Below are 18,794 nucleotides of genomic sequence, written 5' to 3'. Positions count from 1 at the left end.
GTCGTGGTGACGCCGGCGATCAGGACGATCTCGTGGCTCCAGTCGAACTGGTAGGCCTCGCCCGGGGCGAAGGCGAGCGGCACGAAGGCGGGAGCCGTCACGCTGGCCTGCTGGCGCTTCCACGTCTTGGCGTAGCGGCGGACGGCATCATAGCCGCCCTCGTAGCCGAGCCCCCGCAGCGCCTCGAAGATCCGGGTCAGCGTCAGCCGCTCCCGCGCCGGCTTCCCGGCATTGGCCGTCAGCATCCGGTCGAGCTCGTCGCGCCAGGGCCCGAGCTTGGGTACAGGCTGGACGCTGCGGGTGTAGCGGAAGGCGGTTGCCTCCGAGCGGATCACCTTCCTGACGACCTTGCGGGAGAGCTTCAGCTCCCGACAGATCTGCTTGATCGGCTTATGCTGCACGAAGTACGCGCGGCGGATCTTCGCGACCGTCTCCACGACCAACATCCTCCGCGAGCCTCCCGTTCCGAGTGCGGGAGGCAGTCTGGATGACGTATCCTGGGGGGGCCGTTTGGACGCCGATCACCCCGGAAACGGGGTCCTTATTCAACGCCTAATCACAGCAGGCGTTCGGTGCTGGCGGCGTGCTTGGCGGCCAGCACCGCGTTCTCGCCCTTCAGCCGGGTGAGCTGGGCGAAGTCGGCGGTGACGTCGTACTGGCTGGCGGAGAAGTAGGCGACCTCGCCGGTGGCGTCCTTGACCGGGGCCAGCAGCAACTGGTTCCAGAACGGGGTGCCGTCCTTGCGGTAGTTGTAGATCGCGATCTCGATCTTCTGGCGCGCGGCCACCGCCATGCGGATGCGGGCGACGTCCTCCTTGTCCGTCTCCGGACCCTGGAGGAAGCGGCAGTTGCGCCCGACGATCTCGCCACGGTCGTAGCCGGTCAGGCGGCAGAAGGCGTCGTTGACGAAGATGATCGGGTTGTCGCGCTGGCGCGGGTCGGTGATGATCATCGGCATGCGCGTGGCGCGCACGGCCGCCGCGAACGGGTCGATCAGGCCGGTCCCGGAGATCTCCGAAAGGATGCGGTCGGTGTCGCGGCGGACCGTTTCCAGTGTCGCCTGCGGGCGGTCTCTCGGCGTCTCGTCCATCACGTCGCGGCTTGTACCAGATGCGCCCCCGGGCTCAACACGATTGGCGGATTCGCAAGGGCGCCGCAGCGTCAAAGGCCCGTGACAACTGGCTTATCCCGCCGCCGCGGCCATGCCGGCCGGCGCGCGTGGGCGATGGCCGAGACGATCCTGCCCATGCTGTGGGACCGGGCACGAGGAGGCCGTGGTCCTGGACCTCGGCCTCGGCCAGCCGATGCCGGCCGGAGAGTCGGGCCGAGGTGGATGTCGGGCCATGAGGCGCCACTCAGGCGCCCTCGGCCGAGAAGGGGCGTACGAACTTCATCTCGGTCCCGTCGTAGAACAGCACGCGGTCGGACATCAGGTGCGCGATGGGCGCGCGTTGACCGCAACGACCTGCCACGACGGTTTCCGGTTCACCATGCTGGACGTGGGCGTCATGGTTGCTCGCGACGTCGGCGAGGGTGCCGGGGAACGCATCGCATCGTTCGAGGATCTGCGCCCCCTTCGACCGCTGGTGACCGTGCGACGCTTGCTCTCGCGAGATGAGCAGTCAGTCCCTGCTGAGCTGGCGTGCCGCCGTGACGAAAGCGCGTAGCGCGGCCGTCAGGTTTCGACGGCTCGGATAATAGATCGCGATATTGAGCCCCGGGGGCGTCCAGTCCTCCAGCACCCGCACCATCCTGCCTGAGGCGATGTCCGCGGCGACATCGGGTTCGAAGAGGAAACCCAGACCGGTGCCATGCATCACAGCGGTTCGGACAAGGCCAGGCTCATCCAGCGTGATGGGACCGTCGACATCGATTTCGAGATGTTCCCCGCCCTTCTCGAACCGCCACTTCAGGATCGTCCCCTTGGGAAGTCTCCCACGGATGCAGCGATGTGCTGTGAGATCGGTCGGGGAGCGCGGCCGCGGATGGGTTTCGAGATAGATCGGAGAAGCGACCACCGCGAACGGCATCGGCGGTCCCACGGGCACCGAAATCATATCGACTGGCACCAATCCCTCGACGCGCACGCCGATGTCGAAACCGTCTCTCACGATGTCGACGAGGTTGCCTTCGGTGACGAGGTCGATGTGAACTTGGGGGTAGCGCTCCAGGAACGGCAGGATCAGCGTCGGCAGGACGAAACGCGCCGCCGTGGCGAAAGCATTGATGCGCAACGTGCCGGCCGGCGTGGATTGCTGACCGCGGGCGACGTCCAGCGCGGCCTGGATTTCCTGGAGCGCCGGCAAGGTCGAATTCAGCAGGTTTCGGCCAGCCTCCGTCAACGACACGCTGCGAGTCGTGCGGTTGAACAGGCGCACGCCCAGGTCCGCTTCCAGTTTGGCGATGGCATTGCTGAGTGCGGTGCTCGACACGCGCAATTCGTCGGCCGCGGACCTGAAGCTCCCCCGCTGTGCAATCGCCGCGACCGCTTCGAGATCGCCGATACTGGTTCCGCGCATCGCCCATCGACCCGATCAGGATTGTTTCGTTTATCGAAATACCGCATCGCATTTTGAAGCGATTATCGCAAGGCCGGTTCGCTCCTAAATTGACTCCACCGCAGCAGGTGGAGAGAAACAATGACACTGAATATATCGGGTCCCATTGCGGGCTATATCGCAGCAAACTTGCGCCTCGATCTCGAAGGCATGATGAAGCACTTCCTGCCGAACGCCGTCTTCATCGACAACGACAAGCGTCACGAAGGAAAGGAGCAGATCCGCAAGCTTCTCAAGGAAGAAGGAATCGCCGTGAAAGCAGTCTTCGAGCCCGACACTGCCCGGGAGGAAGACGGCGATGTCGTCCTCGAAGGCCCCTGCCACGGAGACTTCCCCGGCAGCCCGCTGCGTTTCACCTACCGCTTCAAGATGGAAGGTAACGCCATCAAGACGCTGGAGACGACGGTATGGGCATGACCGCAGATCCAACCGAGTTCGCCGGCAAGCGCGTACTCGTCAGCGGCGGCACCAAGGGGCTGGGCCGCGCCACGGTCGAGCGCTTCCTGGCCGGTGGAGCCCGTGTCGTCACCGCCGCCCGTACGATCAAGGATCCCATCGAGGGCGTCGAGTATGTCCAGGGCGACCTGACGACCGCGGAGGGCGGCCAGGCATTCGCGAAGGCGGCCCTCGACCGGCTCGGCGGCATCGACATTCTCGCCCATGTCGTCGGCGGCTCCGCCTCGCCGGGCGGCGGGTTTGCCGCGCTGACCGACGAGCATTGGCTTGCCGAGCTGAGCCTCAACCTGCTGGCGACGGTGCGGCTGGACCGGTTGCTGATACCGCAAATGCTAGAGCGGGGCAGTGGCACCGTGGTGCACGTAACCTCGATCCAGTCGATCCTGCCGCTGCCCGAGTCGACGACGGGATACGCCGCCGCCAAGGCCGCGCTGAGGACTTATAGCAAGTCGATCTCGAAGGAGCTTGGGCCGAAGGGCTTGCGGGTCAACTCGGTCTCGCCGGGGTGGATCATGACCGATGCCGTCGGGGACTTCCTCAAGCGGCTTCAGGACGCCAACGGCGGCACGATGGAGGACGCTCGGCGGTCCGTGCTGGACGCCCTCGGCGGCATCGGGATCGGTCGCGGTGCGGAGCCCGAAGAGGTGGCCGATCTTATTGCCTACCTCGCATCGGACCGGGCGGCCGCAATCCACGGCGCCGAGTTCGTGATCGACGGCGGGACGGTTCGTACCGTCTGACCGAAGCCCACGCAGCCTTCGCCGACATCGTCGAGGGCCACGCACCCTCTTGAGGCCGCGAGCGGCCCGAGCCACGCGATCCCCGGCCGCCGACCGCACCACTATGGGATCGAGGATTCCTGTAAGGAGCGACCATGCTTGCCGTCTACGCCAAGGAAAAGAACCCCGACGATCCACTCGCCTCCGTCGTCGTAGGCGAAATGCCGGACCCCGTCATCGAGGAGGGCTGGCTGCGGGTGAAGATCACCCACGCCAGCCTGAACCGGCATGACGTCTTTACCTTGCGCGGGCTGGTGAACGACAAGCCCGTTCCCTATCCGATGATACTCGGCAACGATGGTGCCGGCCTGCTCGACGATGGAACGCCCGTCGTGATCTATCCGGTCATGGGATCGGACGACTGGAAGGCCGACGAGACCATCGATCCCAATTGGCACATCTTCAGCGAGCTCGTGCCCGGGACGATGGCCGATTACGTCGCCGTCCCTAAGCGCAACGCACTGCCTCTCCCCGAAGGTTTGTCGGCGCTCCACGCATCCGTGCTCGGGACGGCCTGGCTGACCGCCTACCGCTCGCTCTTCACCAAGTCGCGTCTGATGCCTGGCCAGACCCTGCTGGTGCAGGGCGCTTCGGGAGGCATGTCGACGGCGCTCATTCAGATGGGTCGGGCGGCGGGCTTCGAAGTGTGGGTCACGACCCGCAACGATCAAGGCGCCGAGATCGCCGAGCGTCTCGGCGCCAACCGGATCTTCCGCCATGGCGAGGCCCTGCCGCGTCGCGTCGATGCGGTGGTCGACAATGTCGGCACGGCGACGTGGGATCACACCTTGAAGTCGGTCAAGCGCGGCGGCGTCGTCGTCATCAACGGGATCGTCTCGGGCCACGTCGGACAAACCGAGCTCGCGCGCATCTTCGTCGAGCAACTCGACATCCGCGGCACCATCATGGGTACGCTCGATGAGATGAAAGACATGATGCGGTTCATCATCGCAAATGGGATCGAGCCGGAAGTCGGGTCCGTGGTTGCGATGACCGAGGCGCGCGAGGCCTTCCGCGACATGATCGAAGGGCGCACCAGGGGCAAGGCCGTCTTCACGCGATGATGAGCTTGGGCGATCCAGAGATGATCGAGGCTGCCTGGATAGGCTCCCAGCGCATCATTGAACGGCGGCTCTTCAGGTTCCGAAACTAAATAATATTTTGAAACTGTCATCCGCATCGCCCAGTTCATGATTCCGCGGACTATTGCTCATGCAAACCGCAATTCAGGTAATAGAGTCAGTGCTTGCGTAAATGTAAAGCTTATATGATTGGTTTTTTGTAGGATGCGTGGTGTGAAGCGGGCTGCAAGCCGATGTAGAACAGCGCGACCCATCTCACGTTGCGGGTTCCTGCACAGGCCATAGGGCCGGACGTCCTCGCGACCCTGATCCAGCGCACCGGCCTGTCCCGAGACGAGCTCCTCTCCCGCCTGTCCCGGGAGCTCCCCCAGGCCGTCGACCGCTACACGCCGGATGGCCGGCTTCCGGCATAGCCACCAGCCCTCGGCACCGTCGTTCCAGCCGCTTCCGAGCCGAAGCGACGGTTGGTCCCGGGAACCGGGAAGTTCCGGGCCGACCGTCGCGCGGCGGGCTACCGTTTCGGCGTCGTCCTTGTTCCTCCGCCCTATTGCGCGGCGAGGAGCACGCCCGTCGACCGTACCGGTTCCGCACCGAAAGCCTTCCGGCAGTAAGCGACCAACCGGTCGGCACGGTCGGCGTCGCCGCGGAAGGCGATGTGTCCGTCCGGCCGGACGAGGACCAAGGCCGGCCGGCCCTCCAGCCCGTAGGCCCCGTGCGCCTTGCCGTCCATGTCGGAGAGCGCGGGGACGCTCACGCCGTCGAGCAGGGGGCCCGCCAGCACGAGGCGCGGCCGCACCCAGGTCCAGGGCGTCACGGCCTCGACGGCTTCGAGGAGCGAGGCGCCCGCATCCGACGACCGTCCATCGAAGCAGAGCAGCGCCCAGCCGGTCGTATGGCCGTCCGGGTTGGTGAGGAACCGGAACAGGCTCGTGGTCTCGCCGTCATGGGTCACCTCCGCGTCCGGCGCCCGCTCGCCGGGCTTCGGCCCCGGCCGCAGCATGGTCGCCAAACCGGAAAGGCGGTCCTCGTTCAGGAGGCTCTTGGGGTATTCGACGCCCATCTGCTGCATGTCGTCGGTCCCCTGCAGCAGCGAGCCCAGGTTCGGCAGAGCCTTCGCGGCCAGCCCCAGAACTGTGTCGGCGACGGGACCGCGGTAGACGGTCCAGCGGAAGCCACGCGCCTGCTGAGCGCTCAATCGCGCGTGCTCCTTGCCCCGCTCGCCGTCGTAGGAATCGAGGACGACCGGCGCCGCCTCGCCCCGCAGGGTCATGGCCAGCCGCCACGCGATCTCCACCGCGTCGTGCAGGCCGGCGTTCATGCCCTGGCCGCCGATGGGCAGCGACAGGTGCCCGGCATCGCCCGCCAGGAACACGCGGCCGCGGGCGTAGCCGGGCGAGACCCCGTAGTGGAAGCGGCTGTGGGTGAGCCATTGCGGGTCCGACAGGGTCAGGGTCTCGTCGCCCGTCACCTCGCGCGCCACCGCCTGCATCTCGTCGAGGGTCGGGTCACGGTCCGGCACGCCGGTGTCGTCGGCCAGGAAGAACAGCCGGTGATAGCCGCCCCAGACCGGCAGGATGCCCGCAAAGCCCCGCTCGTAGTAGAAGAACCAGAGCTGGTCGGGCTCCCGCGAGCGGCGCCAGGACAGCCGGGCGTCGACCTGCCGGTTCATGCAGTTCGGCAGCCGCTCGGGCTTGAAGTCCAGGCCGAGCATCGGCCGGACCGTGCTCTTGGCGCCGTCGGCGGCCACGAGGTAGCGGCAGCGGCGGCGCTCCTCCGGCCCGTCCTCGCCCCGCCTGAGCACCACGGTGACGCCCTCGTCGTCCTGGTCGACGCCTGTGACTCTGCAGCCCCGGTCGAGCCGGCCGCCCCGCCGCTCGAACTCCGCGGTCAGGGTCCGCTCGATCACGTCCTGTCCGCTGTACAGTACCTTCGGGTAGGGACTGGCGACGTCGGCGATGGGGATGGGCGTTGTCGGCGTGCCGTTGACGAAGAAGTTGATGGTGTGGATGGCGTAGCTGTTCTCGGCCAGGGCGTCGCGCAGGCCGATGCCGGCGAGCAGTTCCTGCGGGCGTGCCCAGAGGTTGTTGGCGCGCGAGTACGCCTTGGGTTCGGTGCGTTCCTCCAGGAGCAGGCACGAGACGCCGTGGTGGCGCAGGGCGTTGCCGGTCGTCAGGCCGATGGGCCCGGCGCCGACGACGATCACGTCGGCATCATACTCCCGCGTGGCTTCGGCGCGGTTCATTCCTGTGTCTCCTTTCGTGTGGCGGCAATGGAAGCGATGTGTTCGTGGGAGGCGGCGATCCGCTGCTGCATCGTGCGCAGGAGCGTGCCTGCCGCCTCGATGGTCTCCGCCGACATCCCTTCGGTAAGCACGTCGGCCCAGAGGTCCTTGCGCGCCATGGCCCGTTCGTAGGCGGCCTCGCCCTGCGGCGTCATGGCGACGAGCGGCGCGCGGCGGTGGTGGGGGTTGGGTTCGAGCCGGACCAGCCCGTCGTCACGCATGTCGTCGACGACGCGCTGAACCGACTGGCGGGCGAGGCCCATGTTGCGGGCGATGTGGGCGACCGGCAGCGGCACTGGGGAAAGGGCGACGGCGCCGAGGACCTGCCAGCGGGCACTGGTCAGCCCGAGGTCGCGAACCAGCGCGTCCCCCCCTTCGACCAAGTCGCCGTTGAGGCGGAACACCTCGATGGCGAGACCGGACCAGGCCCGGCGGAGGCGGTCGATGTCCTTCGAGGCCTTCCTCGGCGCAGAACCCATGATAATCCCCGATTTGTCATCTACCTGCGATAATGACAGCCTGCTGTCGTTATCGCTTCAACACGGCGCGGGGTGATCGGTTCCAACCCTGACCATGTTTTCCGCCTGCCAGTCTGGTTGGGTGGCTCAAGCCGGCCCGGGATGGCCGCGCCACCAACCGCCGGAACAAAAGCCGCCCCTAACAATTGGTAGTAAGCTGTCATAACGACAGTTTAGCGACATCTTGACGGCGGATCGTTACGTCCGCCGGAGTGTGCCGGTCGCAGTCCGAGGCCACAGGCTCGATGCCGGCCTGGAAAGGCCCTGGGGCCCATGCGGCGAGCCATGGCCGGGGCATTGCCGCCGATGGCGCCTTGCAACGGGTCGCCCATCGTCCGGCAACACATCGCCGAGGCATGAAGGAGAGGAATGCGAATATGTGGCAAGGCTTGGTTGAGGGCGCGCCCAAGTTCTCGGCACAGGAGCGTGACCTAAGGTGGCTGAAAGTCAGAAAACTGATGGCCGAGGCACGCCTTGACGCCATCTTCGTTCCGCCCAACACCGGGCTATGGGACCATTTCCAGGCCAATGTGCGCTATCTCACCGGAATAGGCGGCGATTGCTCCCAGGCGGCATGCGTCTTCCCTTTGACCGGCGAGGTGACCGCGATCACCAGCCCGGACGTCCATAAGGACATCTGACTGCAACGGCAGGACTTGGTCACGGACATACGTCCCATCGATACCGGTTGGGGCTACACGCAGATGAGTATCGACCGCTTGAGGGAGCTCGGTCTCGACCGTGCCCGGATCGGCGTGACGGGCCTCGCCGGCAACACCCGCTTTCCCGAAGGGATCACGCCTGCCGGCATCCTCGACGGGTTGGTCCGCGCGCTGCCCGCCGCCGAGATCGTCGATGCGAACCTGCTGTTGGAGGGGGCGCGTTTCGTTAAGAGCACGGAGGAGCTCGCCTTCCTCCGAAAGGCCGAGGAGCTCGCCGAGGCGTCGGTCGATGTCCTGCTCCGCGAGGCGCGTCCGGGCGTGCCGGAAAACGTCGTCTACGCGCGGATGCTGGCGGACATGGTGGAGCGGGGCGGCGAGGTGCCGACCATGATCCTGTGGTCGGCGGGTTGGCCGCAGCCGCCTTCGGCGCAGTACATGCCGTCGCTCCGTCCGCTTCGATCCGGAGACGTCATCTCCGTCGTGGCCGAGGCGCGTTGGGCCGGCTACGTGGCCCAGAACACGCAACCGGTCTTCCTGGGTCGTGCCCCGGACATCTACAGGGAGCTGTTCAACCGTCAGCAGGAAGCGATTGAACGCTGCTACGAGGCCCTGCGGCCGGGTGCGACGGTCGGCGGGATATCGGACATCGTCGCCGCCATGAGCGACGAGCGCTTGCGGTGCAGTCTCATCATGCACGGCCGAGGCCTCGGCGGCGACGCCCCCATCAACATCCACAAACCGCGTGATGCGATCATGCGCGACTGGCGGATCGAGGCCAACGCGACGTTCATCGTCAAGCCGATGATCCAAACACACGATGGTAGTAAGCGATTGTACTGGGGAGATACAGTCGTCGTAGGCGAGCGTGGCGCCGAACGGCTTGGGAAAAGACCGGCGCAACTCATCGAGATATCATAACCGTGCCGGATGACTGCTTACGTTCAAGCGGTCATCGCAACACCATCTTGCACGGTGGCCAGCACAGCGTCGAGTGCCTCTGCCGGCGTCTTCCAGTTCAGCGTCTTGCGCGGTCTGCTGTTGAGGGCTGCGGCCACAGCAGCAAGATCGTCCACGCTGTGAGCGCTCAGATCCGTTCCTTTCGGGAAGTACTGCCGCAGCAACCCGTTCGTATTCTCGTTTGTCCCCCGCTGCCAGGGTGAGCGTGGATCACAGAAGTACACCTGCAGACCCGCGTCGATCCGTAACCGCGCATGCTCGGCCATCTCGGCCCCCTGGTCCCAGGTCAATGAGCGCCGCAGATGCTCCGGCAAGCGCGCGATCGTGCCGGTGATCGCCTCGCGGACCGCCGCGGCCCCGTGCCCCGCCAGCGATGGGCCGGTCTTGGCGCGTGGTGTCACCCCATGGCCGTCCATCGGCGGAAGATGCAGCAGCATTGTAAAACGTGTCGTACGCTCGACCAGGGTCCCAATCGCCGAGCTCTTCAGACCCAGGATCAGGTCTCCCTCCCAGTGACCCGGTACCGCGCGGTCCTCCACCTCGGGCGGACGCTCGCTGATCAGTACCTCGGGGGTGACGAACGACTTGCCGCGCCGCAGGCAGCGGGCCCGCGGCACTCGCAAAGCCCGTCCTGTGCGAAGACAGGCGGTCAACTCACGCTTCAGCGCGCCCCGGCCCTGAATGTAGAGGGCCTGATAGATCGCCTCGTGACTGATGCGCATCGTCGGATCGTCCGGAAAGTCGAGCCGCAGGCGTTCGGCGATCTGCTGCGGGCTCCAGGATCGGCCCCAGCGCCGGCTCTGGCGTCGCCCGTGCCGCCGTCCCTTCCAGGCAACGCTCGGTCCAGGCAGAACGCTCCCGCCCGGTGTCGCGACAGCGCCGGCGAGCCGTTCCTGCACGTAGGTCCGTAGCGCGGTGTTCCCCGCCAGCTTTGCGGGTTTGGGCCGGCGTGCCGCACGTTCAGCGTGCCACTGCGCCGTCGTTGCGCGATAGTCCAAGCCGCCACTGCGGGTCGCTGCATTGCGCCGCAACTCGCGCGAGATGGTCGACGCCGCCCGCCCCAGACGCCGGGAGACTTCCCGGACCCCGTGACCTTGCGCCTGCAGTATCGCTATCTCCTCACGCTCCGCGAACGACAGGTAGCGCGTAGAAGGTGACTTGGATGATGGTGACAGATGAGACGGTGCCATTCCGCCTGCTGTTCGGAACCATCGCGAGCCGACCGGTGGCGAGATCCCGACCTTCATCGCTGCGTCCTCGCTGGAGAGACCTTGAGCGATGAACGCCCAGAACTCCCGCGGCGTCACGCGTAAACCGACCCCGGGACGACCCGGTGACCGCAATTTCTCTCGAAGACACCGATCCGAACGCCGCCGACCTGCCATCACAGCCGCCCTCCGCCAAGCCGTTGCGACGACCACTTGAATCCACCCAGCACGTCGCCGTCGTAGCGGTGCTTCGGCACGATCGGCGTCTCGGACGCGGTGAGCGCCGCGAGCAGGTAGGGGGCCGGGCGCGACAGCACGATCTCGGCGGTGTGGGGATCGGGCGTCGGCACGTCGACGACGCCCGCGAGCGTGCCGCGCCCACGCGGATGATGCTCCTTGAGGAGCCGGACCGAGTGCGCGACGTCGGCGGAGGTGAAGGGCCGGCCGTCGTGCCACTTGACGCCCCGCCGCAGGGAGAAGCGGTACCGCAGGCCGTCGCCGCTGACCTCCCAGGCGGTGGCGAGTTGCGGGCGCGGCCGGAAGTCGAGGTCGAAGGCCAGCAGGCCCTCCGTCACTTTCGGGCTCACCCGGGTGGTCGGCCCGGCGGTGTGGGTCAGGCTCACCAGGATCGGCGGCTCGGGCTGGATCACCATCGTCAGGGTGCCGCCCCGGCGCGGCGTGCCGGCGCGGGCCGGGACGGCGAGGCCGAGGCTGCCGGCGGCGAGGCCGGCGGTGAAGTGGCGGCGGGTGAGGGCGGTCATGGGATCGGTCCTGAAACAATAGTGCAGGAGGTCGAATGCGCTGGATATCGTTCCTGCCACCCCTTTCCCGGCCGACTGAAACGAAGTGGAAGGAGATCCGGGATCCAGCACAAGAAGTCGCGAAGCGTCCGCCTGTCTGCAACGGTGCAGCATGCAGAGCCGCTTCACGGCACTTCTCCCCCGGATCCCGGATTTCCTTCCGCTATCGCTTCAGTCGTCCGGGAAAGGGGTGGAGCCTCGGAGTGCCGTGTCAGGCCGCAAGCGCCGCCGGGGCGCCGCGCAGGCCCGCCTGGCGCATCAGCGGCAGCACCCGCTCGCCGAAGAAGGCGAGGTCGGGCTTGAAGTCGTAGAAGCTGAGCTGGAGCCCATCGATGCCGGCCCGCTTCAGGGCCGCGAACTGCGCCACCACCTGCTCGGGCGAGCCGATCACCCGGATGTTGCCGCCGATGGCACCGTAGGGGTCGGGACGGGTCTCGCGGCCCTTCCAGGCATGGGCGTCGGAATCGAGGGTGCGAAACCCCTTCGGGCTACGCGGATCGGCGTGCGCCACGATGGCATCGGCATAGGCCCAGGCCTCGGCTTCCGTCTCGCGGCAGATCACCAGCGGGTTGATGAGCGTGCGGACCTCGCGTCCGAACCCGCGCGCCGCCGCCTTCACCCGGGCGGTGTGATCGGGCAGAGCCTCAAGCGCGCTGTCGATGTCGGCACCGGCCGGGCTCGTCACGAACACGATGTCGGAATAGCGCCCCGCGAAGGCGATCCCCGCCTCCGAGCCCGTGGCGTTGACGAGGATCGGACGGCCGTAGCGGGGCTTGGGCGTCACGAAGCCGTCGCCGAGGCACCACGAGGATTCGCCCGTGAACGAGAACGGCTCGTCGTCCTGCCACAGGCGTTGCACCACCTCGACGAACTCGGCCGCGAGCGCGTAGCGCCGGTCGTGCTCGATGCGCGGCCAGCCGAACATCTCGTGCTCCACCGCCCGGTGGCCGGTGACGACGTTGAAGCCGAAGCGGCCGCCGGAGATGTGGTCGAGGCTGGCGCCGAACTTGGCGAAGTGCAGCGGGTGCCACGGCCCGTAGAGCACGTGCACGGTCGCCACCAGCAGGATGCGGCGGGTCAGCGCCGACAGGGCCGCGATGCTGGTGAAGGAATCGAGGGCCTGCCCGTCGAGCACGCCGCCATAGCCGCCCTTCGGCAGCCATTGCGACAGGGCGAAGACGAGGTCGAAGCCGAGCCGCTCGGCCTCCAGAACCAAGTCGCGGTTGTAGTCGAAGCTCCAGTCGGTGGTGCGCGGCAGGGTCGAGGCGGTCCAGCCGCCGGCCTGGATCGGCAGGAACAGGCCGAGCAGCAGCGGCTCCGCCAGCGCCCGTGACAGCGGACTGTCCGGGAAGTCGGCCGGGCTCGCGAAGCCGGATCGGCCGACGAGGGCGCCGGGAGGGTGGATCAGGGTCATGACGGGGTTCGCCTTGCATGCCGGGCCGCGGGCCCCGACGATGCCGGCATCCTATAGTTGACAAAATAGATCGACAATATGAATTTAGGCCGACCGCCGCGGCCTGGCGGCATCGCGCCGGAGTCACCCCCAATGGACCGAACACGCCGCCTGCTTCCCGTGCTGGGGCGGGCGCTCCTCGAGGCTGCGCCGACGGCCTTCCTGATCCTGGTGGTGAACTTCTTCCTGCTGCGCCTCGCGCCCGGCGACGCCGCCGACGTGATGGCGGGCGAGGCGGGCTCCGCGACCGAGGAGACGCTGTCGGCGTTGCGCAGCCGCTTCGGCCTCGACCTGCCGGTGCTCGATCAGTTCCTGGCCTACCTGAACAACCTCGCCCATCTGAGCCTCGGCGTTTCGCCGCGCTACAACATGCCGGTCGCCGAGCTGATCGGGCAGCGCCTGCCGGGCACGCTGATGCTGATGGGCCTGGCGCTCGCCCTCGCGCTGCTCGCAGGCCTGGCGCTCGGCGCGCTGATGGCCCGGGCGCCGGGCGGATTCCTCGACCGGATTCTGTCGGTGGCGGTGCTGCTGTTCTACTCGGTGCCGGGCTTCTGGATCGGCCTGATGCTGATCGTGCTGTTCTCGGTGAAGCTCGGCTGGCTGCCGAGCGGCGGCGCGCGCACCATCGGGCAGGGGCTCACCGGCGTCGCGGCCCTCATCGACCAGATGCGCTACATGGTGCTGCCCGGCCTGTCGCTCGCCCTGTTCTATGTCGCCATCTACGCGCGCCTCGTGCGCGCCGCGATGCTGGAGGTGCGGGCCCAGGACTTCGTGCGCACCGCCGCCGCCAAGGGCCTGTCGCCGCTCGCGGTCACCCTGCGCCACGTCCTGCGCAACGCGCTCCTGCCGGTCACCACGGTGGCCGGCATGCATGTCGGCGGGCTTCTCGGCGGCGCCGTCGTGGTCGAGACGGTCTATTCCTGGCCCGGCCTCGGGCGCCTCGCCTTCGAGGCGGTGATGGCGCGCGACTTCAGCGTGCTGCTCGGCGTGCTCCTGCTCTCCTCGCTCCTGGTCCTCGTCGCCAACGTGGCGGTCGATCTCATCCAGGCGATCCTCGACCCTCGCATCGCGGTGCGCTCATGACCTCGTCGCCGATGACCCTGCCCCTCGCGCAGGCCCCCGCCGCCGTGGATCGTGGGACCGCGCCGCCGGCGCCCGCGCCGCGCCGGGCCTTGCGGGCCTTCCTGCGCAACCCGACCGCCCTGTCCGGCCTCGCGATCCTCGGCCTGGTCGCGGCGGCGGCGTTGGCCGCGCCGGTCGCCTATCCCGACGATCCGCTCGGCATGGTGGCGCAGCCCTTCCTGTGGCCGGGCCAGGACCCGGCCTATCCGTTGGGCACAGATTCCCTCGGCCGCGACGTCGCCGCCGGGATCGCCCACGGCGCCCGGGTCTCCCTCCTCGTCGGCTTCGCGGCCGCCGCCACCGGCCTCGCCGTCGGCGTGCTGGTCGGCGCCGCGGCCGGCTATGCCGGCGGGCGGATCGACCGCGCCCTCGGCCGCCTGATCGCCCTGTTCCAGACCATTCCGTCCTTCATCCTGCTGGTGGTGCTGGTGGCGATCGCGCAGCCCTCGATCCCGGCGATCACGCTCGCCATCGGGGCGACCTCGTGGCCGACCGTGGCCCGGCTCACCCGGGCCGAGTTCCGCTCCCTGCGCGAGAAGGATTTCGTCACCGCCGCCCGCGGCCTCGGCTACGGGCCCGTGCGGATCGTGGTCGCCGAAATCCTGCCCAACGCCCTGCCGCCGATCGTCGTCACCGCCTCGGTGATGGTCGCCTCCGGCATCCTGATGGAATCGGCCCTGTCCTTCATGGGGCTGGGCGACCCGAACGTCTTGAGCTGGGGCAGCATGATCGGTTCGGGCCGTGAGGTCCTGCGCAGCGCCTGGTATCTGACCGCGATCCCCGGGGTCGCGATCGTGCTCAGCGTGCTCGCCCTCAACCTCGTCGGGGACGGGCTCAACGACGCGCTCAATCCCCGCCTCGCCGGGGAGGCGTGAGATGGCGCTTCTCGATGTCCAGGGCCTCGGCATCGCCTTCCCGCGGGCCCGGCCGGTGCAAGACCTGAGCTTCACCGTCGATCCGGGAGAGACGGTCGCCCTCGTCGGCGAGTCGGGCTCCGGCAAGTCGCTCACGGCGCTCGCCCTGATGCGCCTCCTGCCGCCGCGCGGCCGGATCGCGTCCGGCACGATCCGGTTCGACGGCCGCGATATCGGGACTTTGAGCGAGCGCCGGTTCCGCGAGATCCGCGGGCGCGAGATCGCGATGGTGTTCCAGGAGCCGATGACGGCCCTGAACCCGGTGCTCACCGTCGGCGTCCAGATCGCCGAGGTTCTGCGCCGGCACGAGGGCCTCTCGGCCCGCGCCGCCCGGACCCGCGCCGTCGACCTCCTCGACCGGGTGCGCATCCCCGATCCGCACAGGCGGGTCGATGCCTATCCGCACCAGCTCTCCGGCGGGATGCGCCAGCGGGTGATGATCGCCGTCGCGGTCGCCTGCGCGCCAAAACTCCTCATCGCCGACGAGCCGACCACGGCCCTCGACGTGACGATCCAGGCCCAGGTGCTCGATCTGATCGACGGCTTGCGCCGCGACCTCGGGATGGCGGTGCTGCTCATTACCCACGACCTCGGCGTGGTCGGGCAATGGGCCGACCGCGTGGTGGTGATGTATGCCGGCCGCCGGGTCGAGGAGGCGGAGCCGGACGCGCTGTTCGACGATCCTCTCCATCCCTACACGCGCGGCCTCCTCGCCGCCTCGCCCCGCGGCCGGGCGGGTCTCCACGGTGAAGTCCTGCGCGGCGAGGCCCTGCCGGAGATCCCGGGCTCGATCGCCTCGGCGCACGGCCAGCCCGGCTGCGCCTTCGCATCCCGCTGCCCGCTGGCCGAGCCGGGCTGCCGCGCCGCCCCGCCGCCGGCCGTGGCGCGGCCCGGCGGGCGCATCGTCGCCTGCCCGGTCACGACCGCGATCGCGCGTCCCGTCCTTCCGATCCGCATTCCCGGCCATCAACAAGACATTCGCCATGACGCTGCTCTCGGTCTCTGACCTGACGACCGCCTACAACGGGGTGCGGGCGGTCGACGGCGTCAGCCTGACGGTCGCGCGCGGGGAGACCGTCGGCCTCGTCGGCGAGTCCGGCTGCGGCAAGTCGAGCCTGGCGAAGAGCCTCCTTCGCCTCGTCGAACCGCAGGGCGGCGAGATCGTGTTCGACGGGGTGCCGGTTCGCGGCCTCCGCGGCGGCGATCTGCGCGCCTATCGCCGCCGGGCGCAGATGGTCTTTCAGGACCCCTTCGCCTCGCTCAACCCCCGCCACACCGTCGGCCGCATCCTCGAGACGCCGCTCAAGGTGCATGGCCTCGGCGGCCGGGGCGAGCGCCGCGCCCGGGTCGCCCGCGCCCTCGACCAGGTCGGCCTGCCGGCGAGCGCGGCGACGCGCTATCCGCATGAATTCTCCGGCGGCCAGCGCCAGCGCATCGGCATCGCCCGCGCCCTGGTGGTCGAGCCGCGCCTCGTGGTCTGCGACGAGCCGGTCTCGGCCCTCGATCTCTCGGTCCAGGCGCAGATCCTCAACCTGCTCGCCGCGATGCGCCGCGAACTCGGCCTCGCCTACCTGTTCGTCTCCCACGACCTGTCGGTGGTCAATCACGTCGCCGACCGGGTGCTGGTGATGTATCTCGGCCGCATCGTCGAGAGCGCGCCGACCGGGGCCCTGTGGGCCGCCCCGCGCCACCCCTATACCCGCGCCCTCATCGCGGCGGTGCCGGACCCCGCGCGAAAGCGCCAGGCGCCGCCGCTGGGCGGCGACCTGCCGAGCCCGGCCGATGTCCCGTCCGGCTGCCGCTTCCATCCCCGCTGCCCGCTGGCGACCGACCTCTGCCGTCGCGACGACCCGGTCCTGCGCCCGGTCGCCGAGGCTCACGCCGTCGCCTGCCACCACGCCTGACCGCATCCCCCCAAGCACGAGGATTTTTCCATGAGCCTGCGCCAGACCACCCGCTTCCGCATCGTCGGCTTCAGCGGCAACACCCACCGGCCGTCGAAGTCGCGGTCTCTCGTCGGCGCCATCGCCGAGGCCGTGGCCGCGCGCCGGCCCGTCGACGTCCAGCTCCTCGACCTCCTCGACGGCGGGCCCGAGCTCGGCGCCGCCTACACCCCGGGCGACCTGACCGCCCGTGGCGCCGCCCTGGTCCGGGCGATCGCCGAGGCCGACGCCCTGATCGTGGCGAGCCCGGTCTACAAGGGCTCCTATGCCGGCCTGTTCAAGCACGTCTTCGACCTCATCGACCCGGCGGCGCTGGCCGACCGGCCGGTGATCGTCGCGGCGACCGGCGGCGGGCATCGCCACGCCCTCGTCGTCGAGCACCAGCTGCGGCCGCTCTTCGGGTTCTTCGGGGCTCACACGGTCGCGACCTCGGTCTATGCCAGCGATGCCGAGTTCCGCGACAGCCGCCCCGCCGACGCGGCCCTGGAGGCCCGGATCGCCTTGGCCGCCGGCCAGCTCGTCGAGGCCCTGGCGCACCGCACGCCCCGCGCCGCGATTCAGGCGGCCGCCTGATGACCAGCATCCTCACCCGCCGGGTGATCCTCGGTACCGCCCTCGCAGCCGCTTCCATCGGAGGCGTTCGCGTCAGTCCCGCCCGGGCCGCGGCACCCTTGCGCATCGGCACCACCGCCGGCCCGGTCGCCCAGACCCTCGACGTCGCCGCGACGCTCGCCCGGGCGCAGGGGCAGAGCGTCGAGATCGTCGAGTTCACCGACTGGGTCACCCCGAACGAGGCGGTGGCGACCGGCAGCCTCGACGCCAACCTGTTCCAGCACGTGCCCTTCCTCACCAGCGCCATCAAGGCCCGGGGCTACGCCCTGGTGCCGGTGGCGCCGGCCATCATCCTGCCGGTCGGCCTGTTCTCGAAGTCGCTTAAGCGCCTGGAGGACGTGCCGAAGGGCGCCTCGGTCGCGATCGCCAACGACCCGGTCAACGCCGCCCGCGGCCTGCACCTGCTCGAGAAGGCCGGCCTCGTCTCCCTCAAGCCGGGCCTCGGCGACGCGGTCACGGTGGCGGACGTCGTGCAGAACCCGAAGGGCTTGCGCATCCTCGAACTCGACGCCGCGCAGCTTCCCCGCGTCCTCGACGACGTGGCCCTGGCCCAGATCAGCTTCACCTACCTGATCGCCGCCGGCGGCGACCCGAAGACCGCCCTCATCACCGACGGGGCCGGCGACAGGCACTACACGCTGAGCTTCGTGGCCCGTCCGAACAACCGCGACGACGCGCGGCTCGCCGCCTTCATCGCCACCTACCGCTCGCCGGAGGTGAAGCGGTTCCTGCTCGACCGCTACGGCGGGTTCCTCGAGCCGGCGTGGTAGCGGGGCGTCAGCCCTGCCGTTCGGCCGGCGCCCGATACGCGACCCCGAGTGCCCGGAAGGCGGCCTCGGGCTCGCGCTCTACGATGCGCAAGAGCGCCAAAGCTGCCGGATCCGGCTGGGTCCGGCCCTGCTCCCAGTTGCGTAAGGTCGCCACCGGTACGCCGAGGGCGTCGGCGAAGACGCTCTGGGTCATGCCGAGCCGCGACCGGATCGCCGCAATCGGCCACACGAGACGGTACCCGGTCGGTTCCGCGTCGGGATCCTCGCCGTCCTCGATCATGTGGCGGCGGATGTCCTCCTCCGTCGTCGCGTCGATCTTCGCACGGTCTACGGGTGCGGCAACCTTGCGGAGGTCTTCAAGACTAACGCGTGCCATTTCCTTCGCTCCTTCCGGCTTGCCGTACGGGCCGAGATGATTCGGCGCCCGCTCACTCGATCGGTGAAGACGACCTGGATCATATCGCCATCGATCTCGCCGACCGCACTCACCCGCATCTCACCGTATATCCGCCTCATATCCTGCGTCTGGAGGGTGAGGCCCTCGAAGATGCGCGACGCGTGCGCGAAATCGAAGCCGCGGGCGGTGAGAGTCGCCGCACTCTTCTCGTTGTCCCACTCGAAGATCATGCCGCCGCCCCACGGGTGCGACCCATCCTACATGAACCGCGGCACTACGCTC

19 protein-coding genes and 3 pseudogenes are annotated in these 18,794 nt (G+C 68.7%); 12 read left to right on the top strand and 10 right to left on the bottom strand.

Annotated features, from left to right (window positions below):
* The 3 genes and pseudogenes from BM430_RS23920 to BM430_RS23910 form a co-directional block, all read right to left on the bottom strand.
* Positions 1-446 (bottom strand): annotated as a pseudogene (locus BM430_RS23920) (IS21 family transposase); the annotation flags it as partial.
* A gap of 110 nt (positions 447-556) precedes the next feature.
* The gene (locus BM430_RS23915; RefSeq protein ID WP_093569743.1) at positions 557-1,090 is read right to left on the bottom strand and encodes a PAS domain-containing protein; all 534 of its coding nucleotides are present in this window, start codon (positions 1,088-1,090) and stop codon (positions 557-559) included.
* A gap of 532 nt (positions 1,091-1,622) precedes the next feature.
* Positions 1,623-2,519, bottom strand: a complete 897-nt coding sequence (locus BM430_RS23910; protein ID WP_093569742.1) for a LysR family transcriptional regulator — start codon at positions 2,517-2,519, stop codon at positions 1,623-1,625.
* A gap of 120 nt (positions 2,520-2,639) precedes the next feature.
* Between BM430_RS23910 and BM430_RS23905 the strand changes: the two genes are divergently transcribed.
* The 4 genes and pseudogenes from BM430_RS23905 to BM430_RS35350 all read left to right on the top strand — a co-directional run.
* A complete protein-coding gene (locus tag BM430_RS23905) occupies positions 2,640-2,975 on the top strand; it encodes a nuclear transport factor 2 family protein (RefSeq protein WP_093569741.1) in 336 nt (111 codons plus the stop codon).
* Positions 2,966-3,754 (top strand): SDR family oxidoreductase, encoded by a 789-nt coding sequence (locus tag BM430_RS23900; RefSeq protein ID WP_093569740.1) that lies wholly within the window; start codon positions 2,966-2,968, stop codon positions 3,752-3,754. The genes BM430_RS23905 and BM430_RS23900 overlap by 10 nt, the downstream gene beginning before the upstream one ends.
* A gap of 134 nt (positions 3,755-3,888) precedes the next feature.
* Positions 3,889-4,857 carry a quinone oxidoreductase family protein gene (locus tag BM430_RS23895; protein ID WP_093569739.1) on the top strand — a complete coding sequence of 323 codons (969 nt, stop codon included), beginning with the start codon at positions 3,889-3,891 and terminating at the stop codon, positions 4,855-4,857.
* A gap of 293 nt (positions 4,858-5,150) precedes the next feature.
* A pseudogene (locus BM430_RS35350) lies at positions 5,151-5,288 on the top strand (YidB family protein); the annotation flags it as partial.
* Between the two features lie 131 nt (positions 5,289-5,419).
* On the opposite strand, the gene BM430_RS23885 reads toward BM430_RS35350, so the two are convergent.
* A complete protein-coding gene (locus tag BM430_RS23885; RefSeq protein ID WP_093569738.1) occupies positions 5,420-7,117 on the bottom strand; it encodes an FAD-dependent monooxygenase in 1,698 nt (565 codons plus the stop codon).
* Positions 7,114-7,635 (bottom strand): MarR family winged helix-turn-helix transcriptional regulator, encoded by a 522-nt coding sequence (locus BM430_RS23880; RefSeq protein WP_093569737.1) that lies wholly within the window; start codon positions 7,633-7,635, stop codon positions 7,114-7,116. The genes BM430_RS23885 and BM430_RS23880 overlap by 4 nt, the downstream gene beginning before the upstream one ends.
* Before the next feature lie 416 nt (positions 7,636-8,051).
* On the opposite strand from BM430_RS23880, the gene BM430_RS23875 reads away from it, so the two are divergent.
* Both BM430_RS23875 and BM430_RS23870 read left to right on the top strand, forming a co-directional pair.
* On the top strand, positions 8,052-8,315 hold the full coding sequence (locus tag BM430_RS23875; RefSeq protein WP_093569736.1) for an aminopeptidase P family N-terminal domain-containing protein: 264 nt from the start codon (positions 8,052-8,054) through the stop codon (positions 8,313-8,315).
* A 63-nt stretch (positions 8,316-8,378) separates the two neighbouring features.
* Entirely contained in the window at positions 8,379-9,254 is an 876-nt protein-coding gene (locus BM430_RS23870) for a M24 family metallopeptidase (protein WP_143132115.1), read from the top strand.
* A gap of 23 nt (positions 9,255-9,277) precedes the next feature.
* On the opposite strand, the gene BM430_RS23865 is transcribed toward BM430_RS23870, so the two are convergent.
* From BM430_RS23865 to BM430_RS23855, 3 genes and pseudogenes are all read right to left on the bottom strand, one after another.
* Positions 9,278-10,678 (bottom strand): IS30 family transposase, encoded by a 1,401-nt coding sequence (locus BM430_RS23865; protein ID WP_093569734.1) that lies wholly within the window; start codon positions 10,676-10,678, stop codon positions 9,278-9,280.
* Between the two features lie 56 nt (positions 10,679-10,734).
* Positions 10,735-11,262: pseudogene (locus tag BM430_RS23860) on the bottom strand (ABC transporter substrate-binding protein); the annotation flags it as partial.
* 250 nt (positions 11,263-11,512) lie between these two features.
* On the bottom strand, positions 11,513-12,715 hold the full coding sequence (locus BM430_RS23855) for an LLM class flavin-dependent oxidoreductase (protein WP_093569732.1): 1,203 nt from the start codon (positions 12,713-12,715) through the stop codon (positions 11,513-11,515).
* 132 nt (positions 12,716-12,847) lie between these two features.
* Here BM430_RS23855 and BM430_RS23850 point away from each other — a divergent pair, with 132 nt between their 5' ends.
* Genes BM430_RS23850 through BM430_RS23825 form a run of 6 tightly spaced genes read left to right on the top strand, consistent with a single transcriptional unit; the run spans position 12,848 to position 18,115 of the window.
* Positions 12,848-13,837 (top strand): ABC transporter permease, encoded by a 990-nt coding sequence (locus tag BM430_RS23850; RefSeq protein WP_093569731.1) that lies wholly within the window; start codon positions 12,848-12,850, stop codon positions 13,835-13,837.
* Positions 13,838-13,848: 11 nt separating this feature from the next.
* Positions 13,849-14,751 carry an ABC transporter permease gene (locus tag BM430_RS23845; RefSeq protein ID WP_244539637.1) on the top strand — a complete coding sequence of 301 codons (903 nt, stop codon included), beginning with the start codon at positions 13,849-13,851 and terminating at the stop codon, positions 14,749-14,751.
* Position 14,752: 1 nt separating this feature from the next.
* Positions 14,753-15,796, top strand: a complete 1,044-nt coding sequence (locus BM430_RS23840) for an ABC transporter ATP-binding protein (protein WP_093569729.1) — start codon at positions 14,753-14,755, stop codon at positions 15,794-15,796.
* Positions 15,774-16,694 carry an ABC transporter ATP-binding protein gene (locus BM430_RS23835; RefSeq protein WP_093569728.1) on the top strand — a complete coding sequence of 307 codons (921 nt, stop codon included), beginning with the start codon at positions 15,774-15,776 and terminating at the stop codon, positions 16,692-16,694. The genes BM430_RS23840 and BM430_RS23835 overlap by 23 nt, the downstream gene beginning before the upstream one ends.
* 30 nt (positions 16,695-16,724) lie before the next feature.
* Entirely contained in the window at positions 16,725-17,306 is a 582-nt protein-coding gene (msuE, locus tag BM430_RS23830; RefSeq protein WP_093569727.1) for an FMN reductase, read from the top strand.
* Complete coding sequence (locus BM430_RS23825) at positions 17,306-18,115, top strand: MetQ/NlpA family ABC transporter substrate-binding protein (protein ID WP_093569726.1); 810 nt, start codon at positions 17,306-17,308, stop codon at positions 18,113-18,115. Before msuE ends, BM430_RS23825 begins: the two co-directional genes overlap by 1 nt.
* Positions 18,116-18,122: 7 nt before the next feature.
* Here the strand turns inward: BM430_RS23825 and BM430_RS23820 are convergent, their stop codons facing one another.
* Entirely contained in the window at positions 18,123-18,491 is a 369-nt protein-coding gene (locus BM430_RS23820) for a helix-turn-helix domain-containing protein (protein WP_093569725.1), read from the bottom strand.
* Complete coding sequence (locus BM430_RS23815; protein WP_093569724.1) at positions 18,443-18,742, bottom strand: BrnT family toxin; 300 nt, start codon at positions 18,740-18,742, stop codon at positions 18,443-18,445. Before BM430_RS23815 ends, BM430_RS23820 begins: the two co-directional genes overlap by 49 nt.
* Positions 18,743-18,794: the final 52 nt, after the last annotated feature.

It is taken from the genome of Methylobacterium sp. 174MFSha1.1 (assembly GCF_900116815.1).
Taxonomy (GTDB): Bacteria; Pseudomonadota; Alphaproteobacteria; order Rhizobiales; family Beijerinckiaceae; genus Methylobacterium.
This window is presented reverse-complemented; position numbering and strand designations above follow the sequence as displayed.

Excerpts from the sequence above, each read along its gene's own strand:
- BM430_RS23915 (WP_093569743.1), bottom strand. The coding sequence starts at position 1,090 with ATGGACGAGACGCCGAGAGACCGCCCGCAGGCGACACTGGAAACGGTC.
- BM430_RS23910 (WP_093569742.1), bottom strand. The coding sequence starts at position 2,519 with ATGCGCGGAACCAGTATCGGCGATCTCGAAGCGGTCGCGGCGATTGCA.
- BM430_RS23905 (WP_093569741.1), top strand. The coding sequence starts at position 2,640 with ATGACACTGAATATATCGGGTCCCATTGCGGGCTATATCGCAGCAAAC.
- BM430_RS23900 (WP_093569740.1), top strand. The coding sequence starts at position 2,966 with ATGGGCATGACCGCAGATCCAACCGAGTTCGCCGGCAAGCGCGTACTC.
- BM430_RS23895 (WP_093569739.1), top strand. The coding sequence starts at position 3,889 with ATGCTTGCCGTCTACGCCAAGGAAAAGAACCCCGACGATCCACTCGCC.
- BM430_RS23885 (WP_093569738.1), bottom strand. The coding sequence starts at position 7,117 with ATGAACCGCGCCGAAGCCACGCGGGAGTATGATGCCGACGTGATCGTC.
- BM430_RS23880 (WP_093569737.1), bottom strand. The coding sequence starts at position 7,635 with ATGGGTTCTGCGCCGAGGAAGGCCTCGAAGGACATCGACCGCCTCCGC.
- BM430_RS23875 (WP_093569736.1), top strand. The coding sequence starts at position 8,052 with ATGTGGCAAGGCTTGGTTGAGGGCGCGCCCAAGTTCTCGGCACAGGAG.
- BM430_RS23870 (WP_143132115.1), top strand. The coding sequence starts at position 8,379 with ATGAGTATCGACCGCTTGAGGGAGCTCGGTCTCGACCGTGCCCGGATC.
- BM430_RS23865 (WP_093569734.1), bottom strand. The coding sequence starts at position 10,678 with ATGGCAGGTCGGCGGCGTTCGGATCGGTGTCTTCGAGAGAAATTGCGG.
- BM430_RS23855 (WP_093569732.1), bottom strand. The coding sequence starts at position 12,715 with ATGACCCTGATCCACCCTCCCGGCGCCCTCGTCGGCCGATCCGGCTTC.
- BM430_RS23850 (WP_093569731.1), top strand. The coding sequence starts at position 12,848 with ATGGACCGAACACGCCGCCTGCTTCCCGTGCTGGGGCGGGCGCTCCTC.
- BM430_RS23845 (WP_244539637.1), top strand. The coding sequence starts at position 13,849 with ATGACCCTGCCCCTCGCGCAGGCCCCCGCCGCCGTGGATCGTGGGACC.
- BM430_RS23840 (WP_093569729.1), top strand. The coding sequence starts at position 14,753 with ATGGCGCTTCTCGATGTCCAGGGCCTCGGCATCGCCTTCCCGCGGGCC.
- BM430_RS23835 (WP_093569728.1), top strand. The coding sequence starts at position 15,774 with ATGACGCTGCTCTCGGTCTCTGACCTGACGACCGCCTACAACGGGGTG.
- msuE (WP_093569727.1), top strand. The coding sequence starts at position 16,725 with ATGAGCCTGCGCCAGACCACCCGCTTCCGCATCGTCGGCTTCAGCGGC.
- BM430_RS23825 (WP_093569726.1), top strand. The coding sequence starts at position 17,306 with ATGACCAGCATCCTCACCCGCCGGGTGATCCTCGGTACCGCCCTCGCA.
- BM430_RS23820 (WP_093569725.1), bottom strand. The coding sequence starts at position 18,491 with ATGGCACGCGTTAGTCTTGAAGACCTCCGCAAGGTTGCCGCACCCGTA.
- BM430_RS23815 (WP_093569724.1), bottom strand. The coding sequence starts at position 18,742 with ATGATCTTCGAGTGGGACAACGAGAAGAGTGCGGCGACTCTCACCGCC.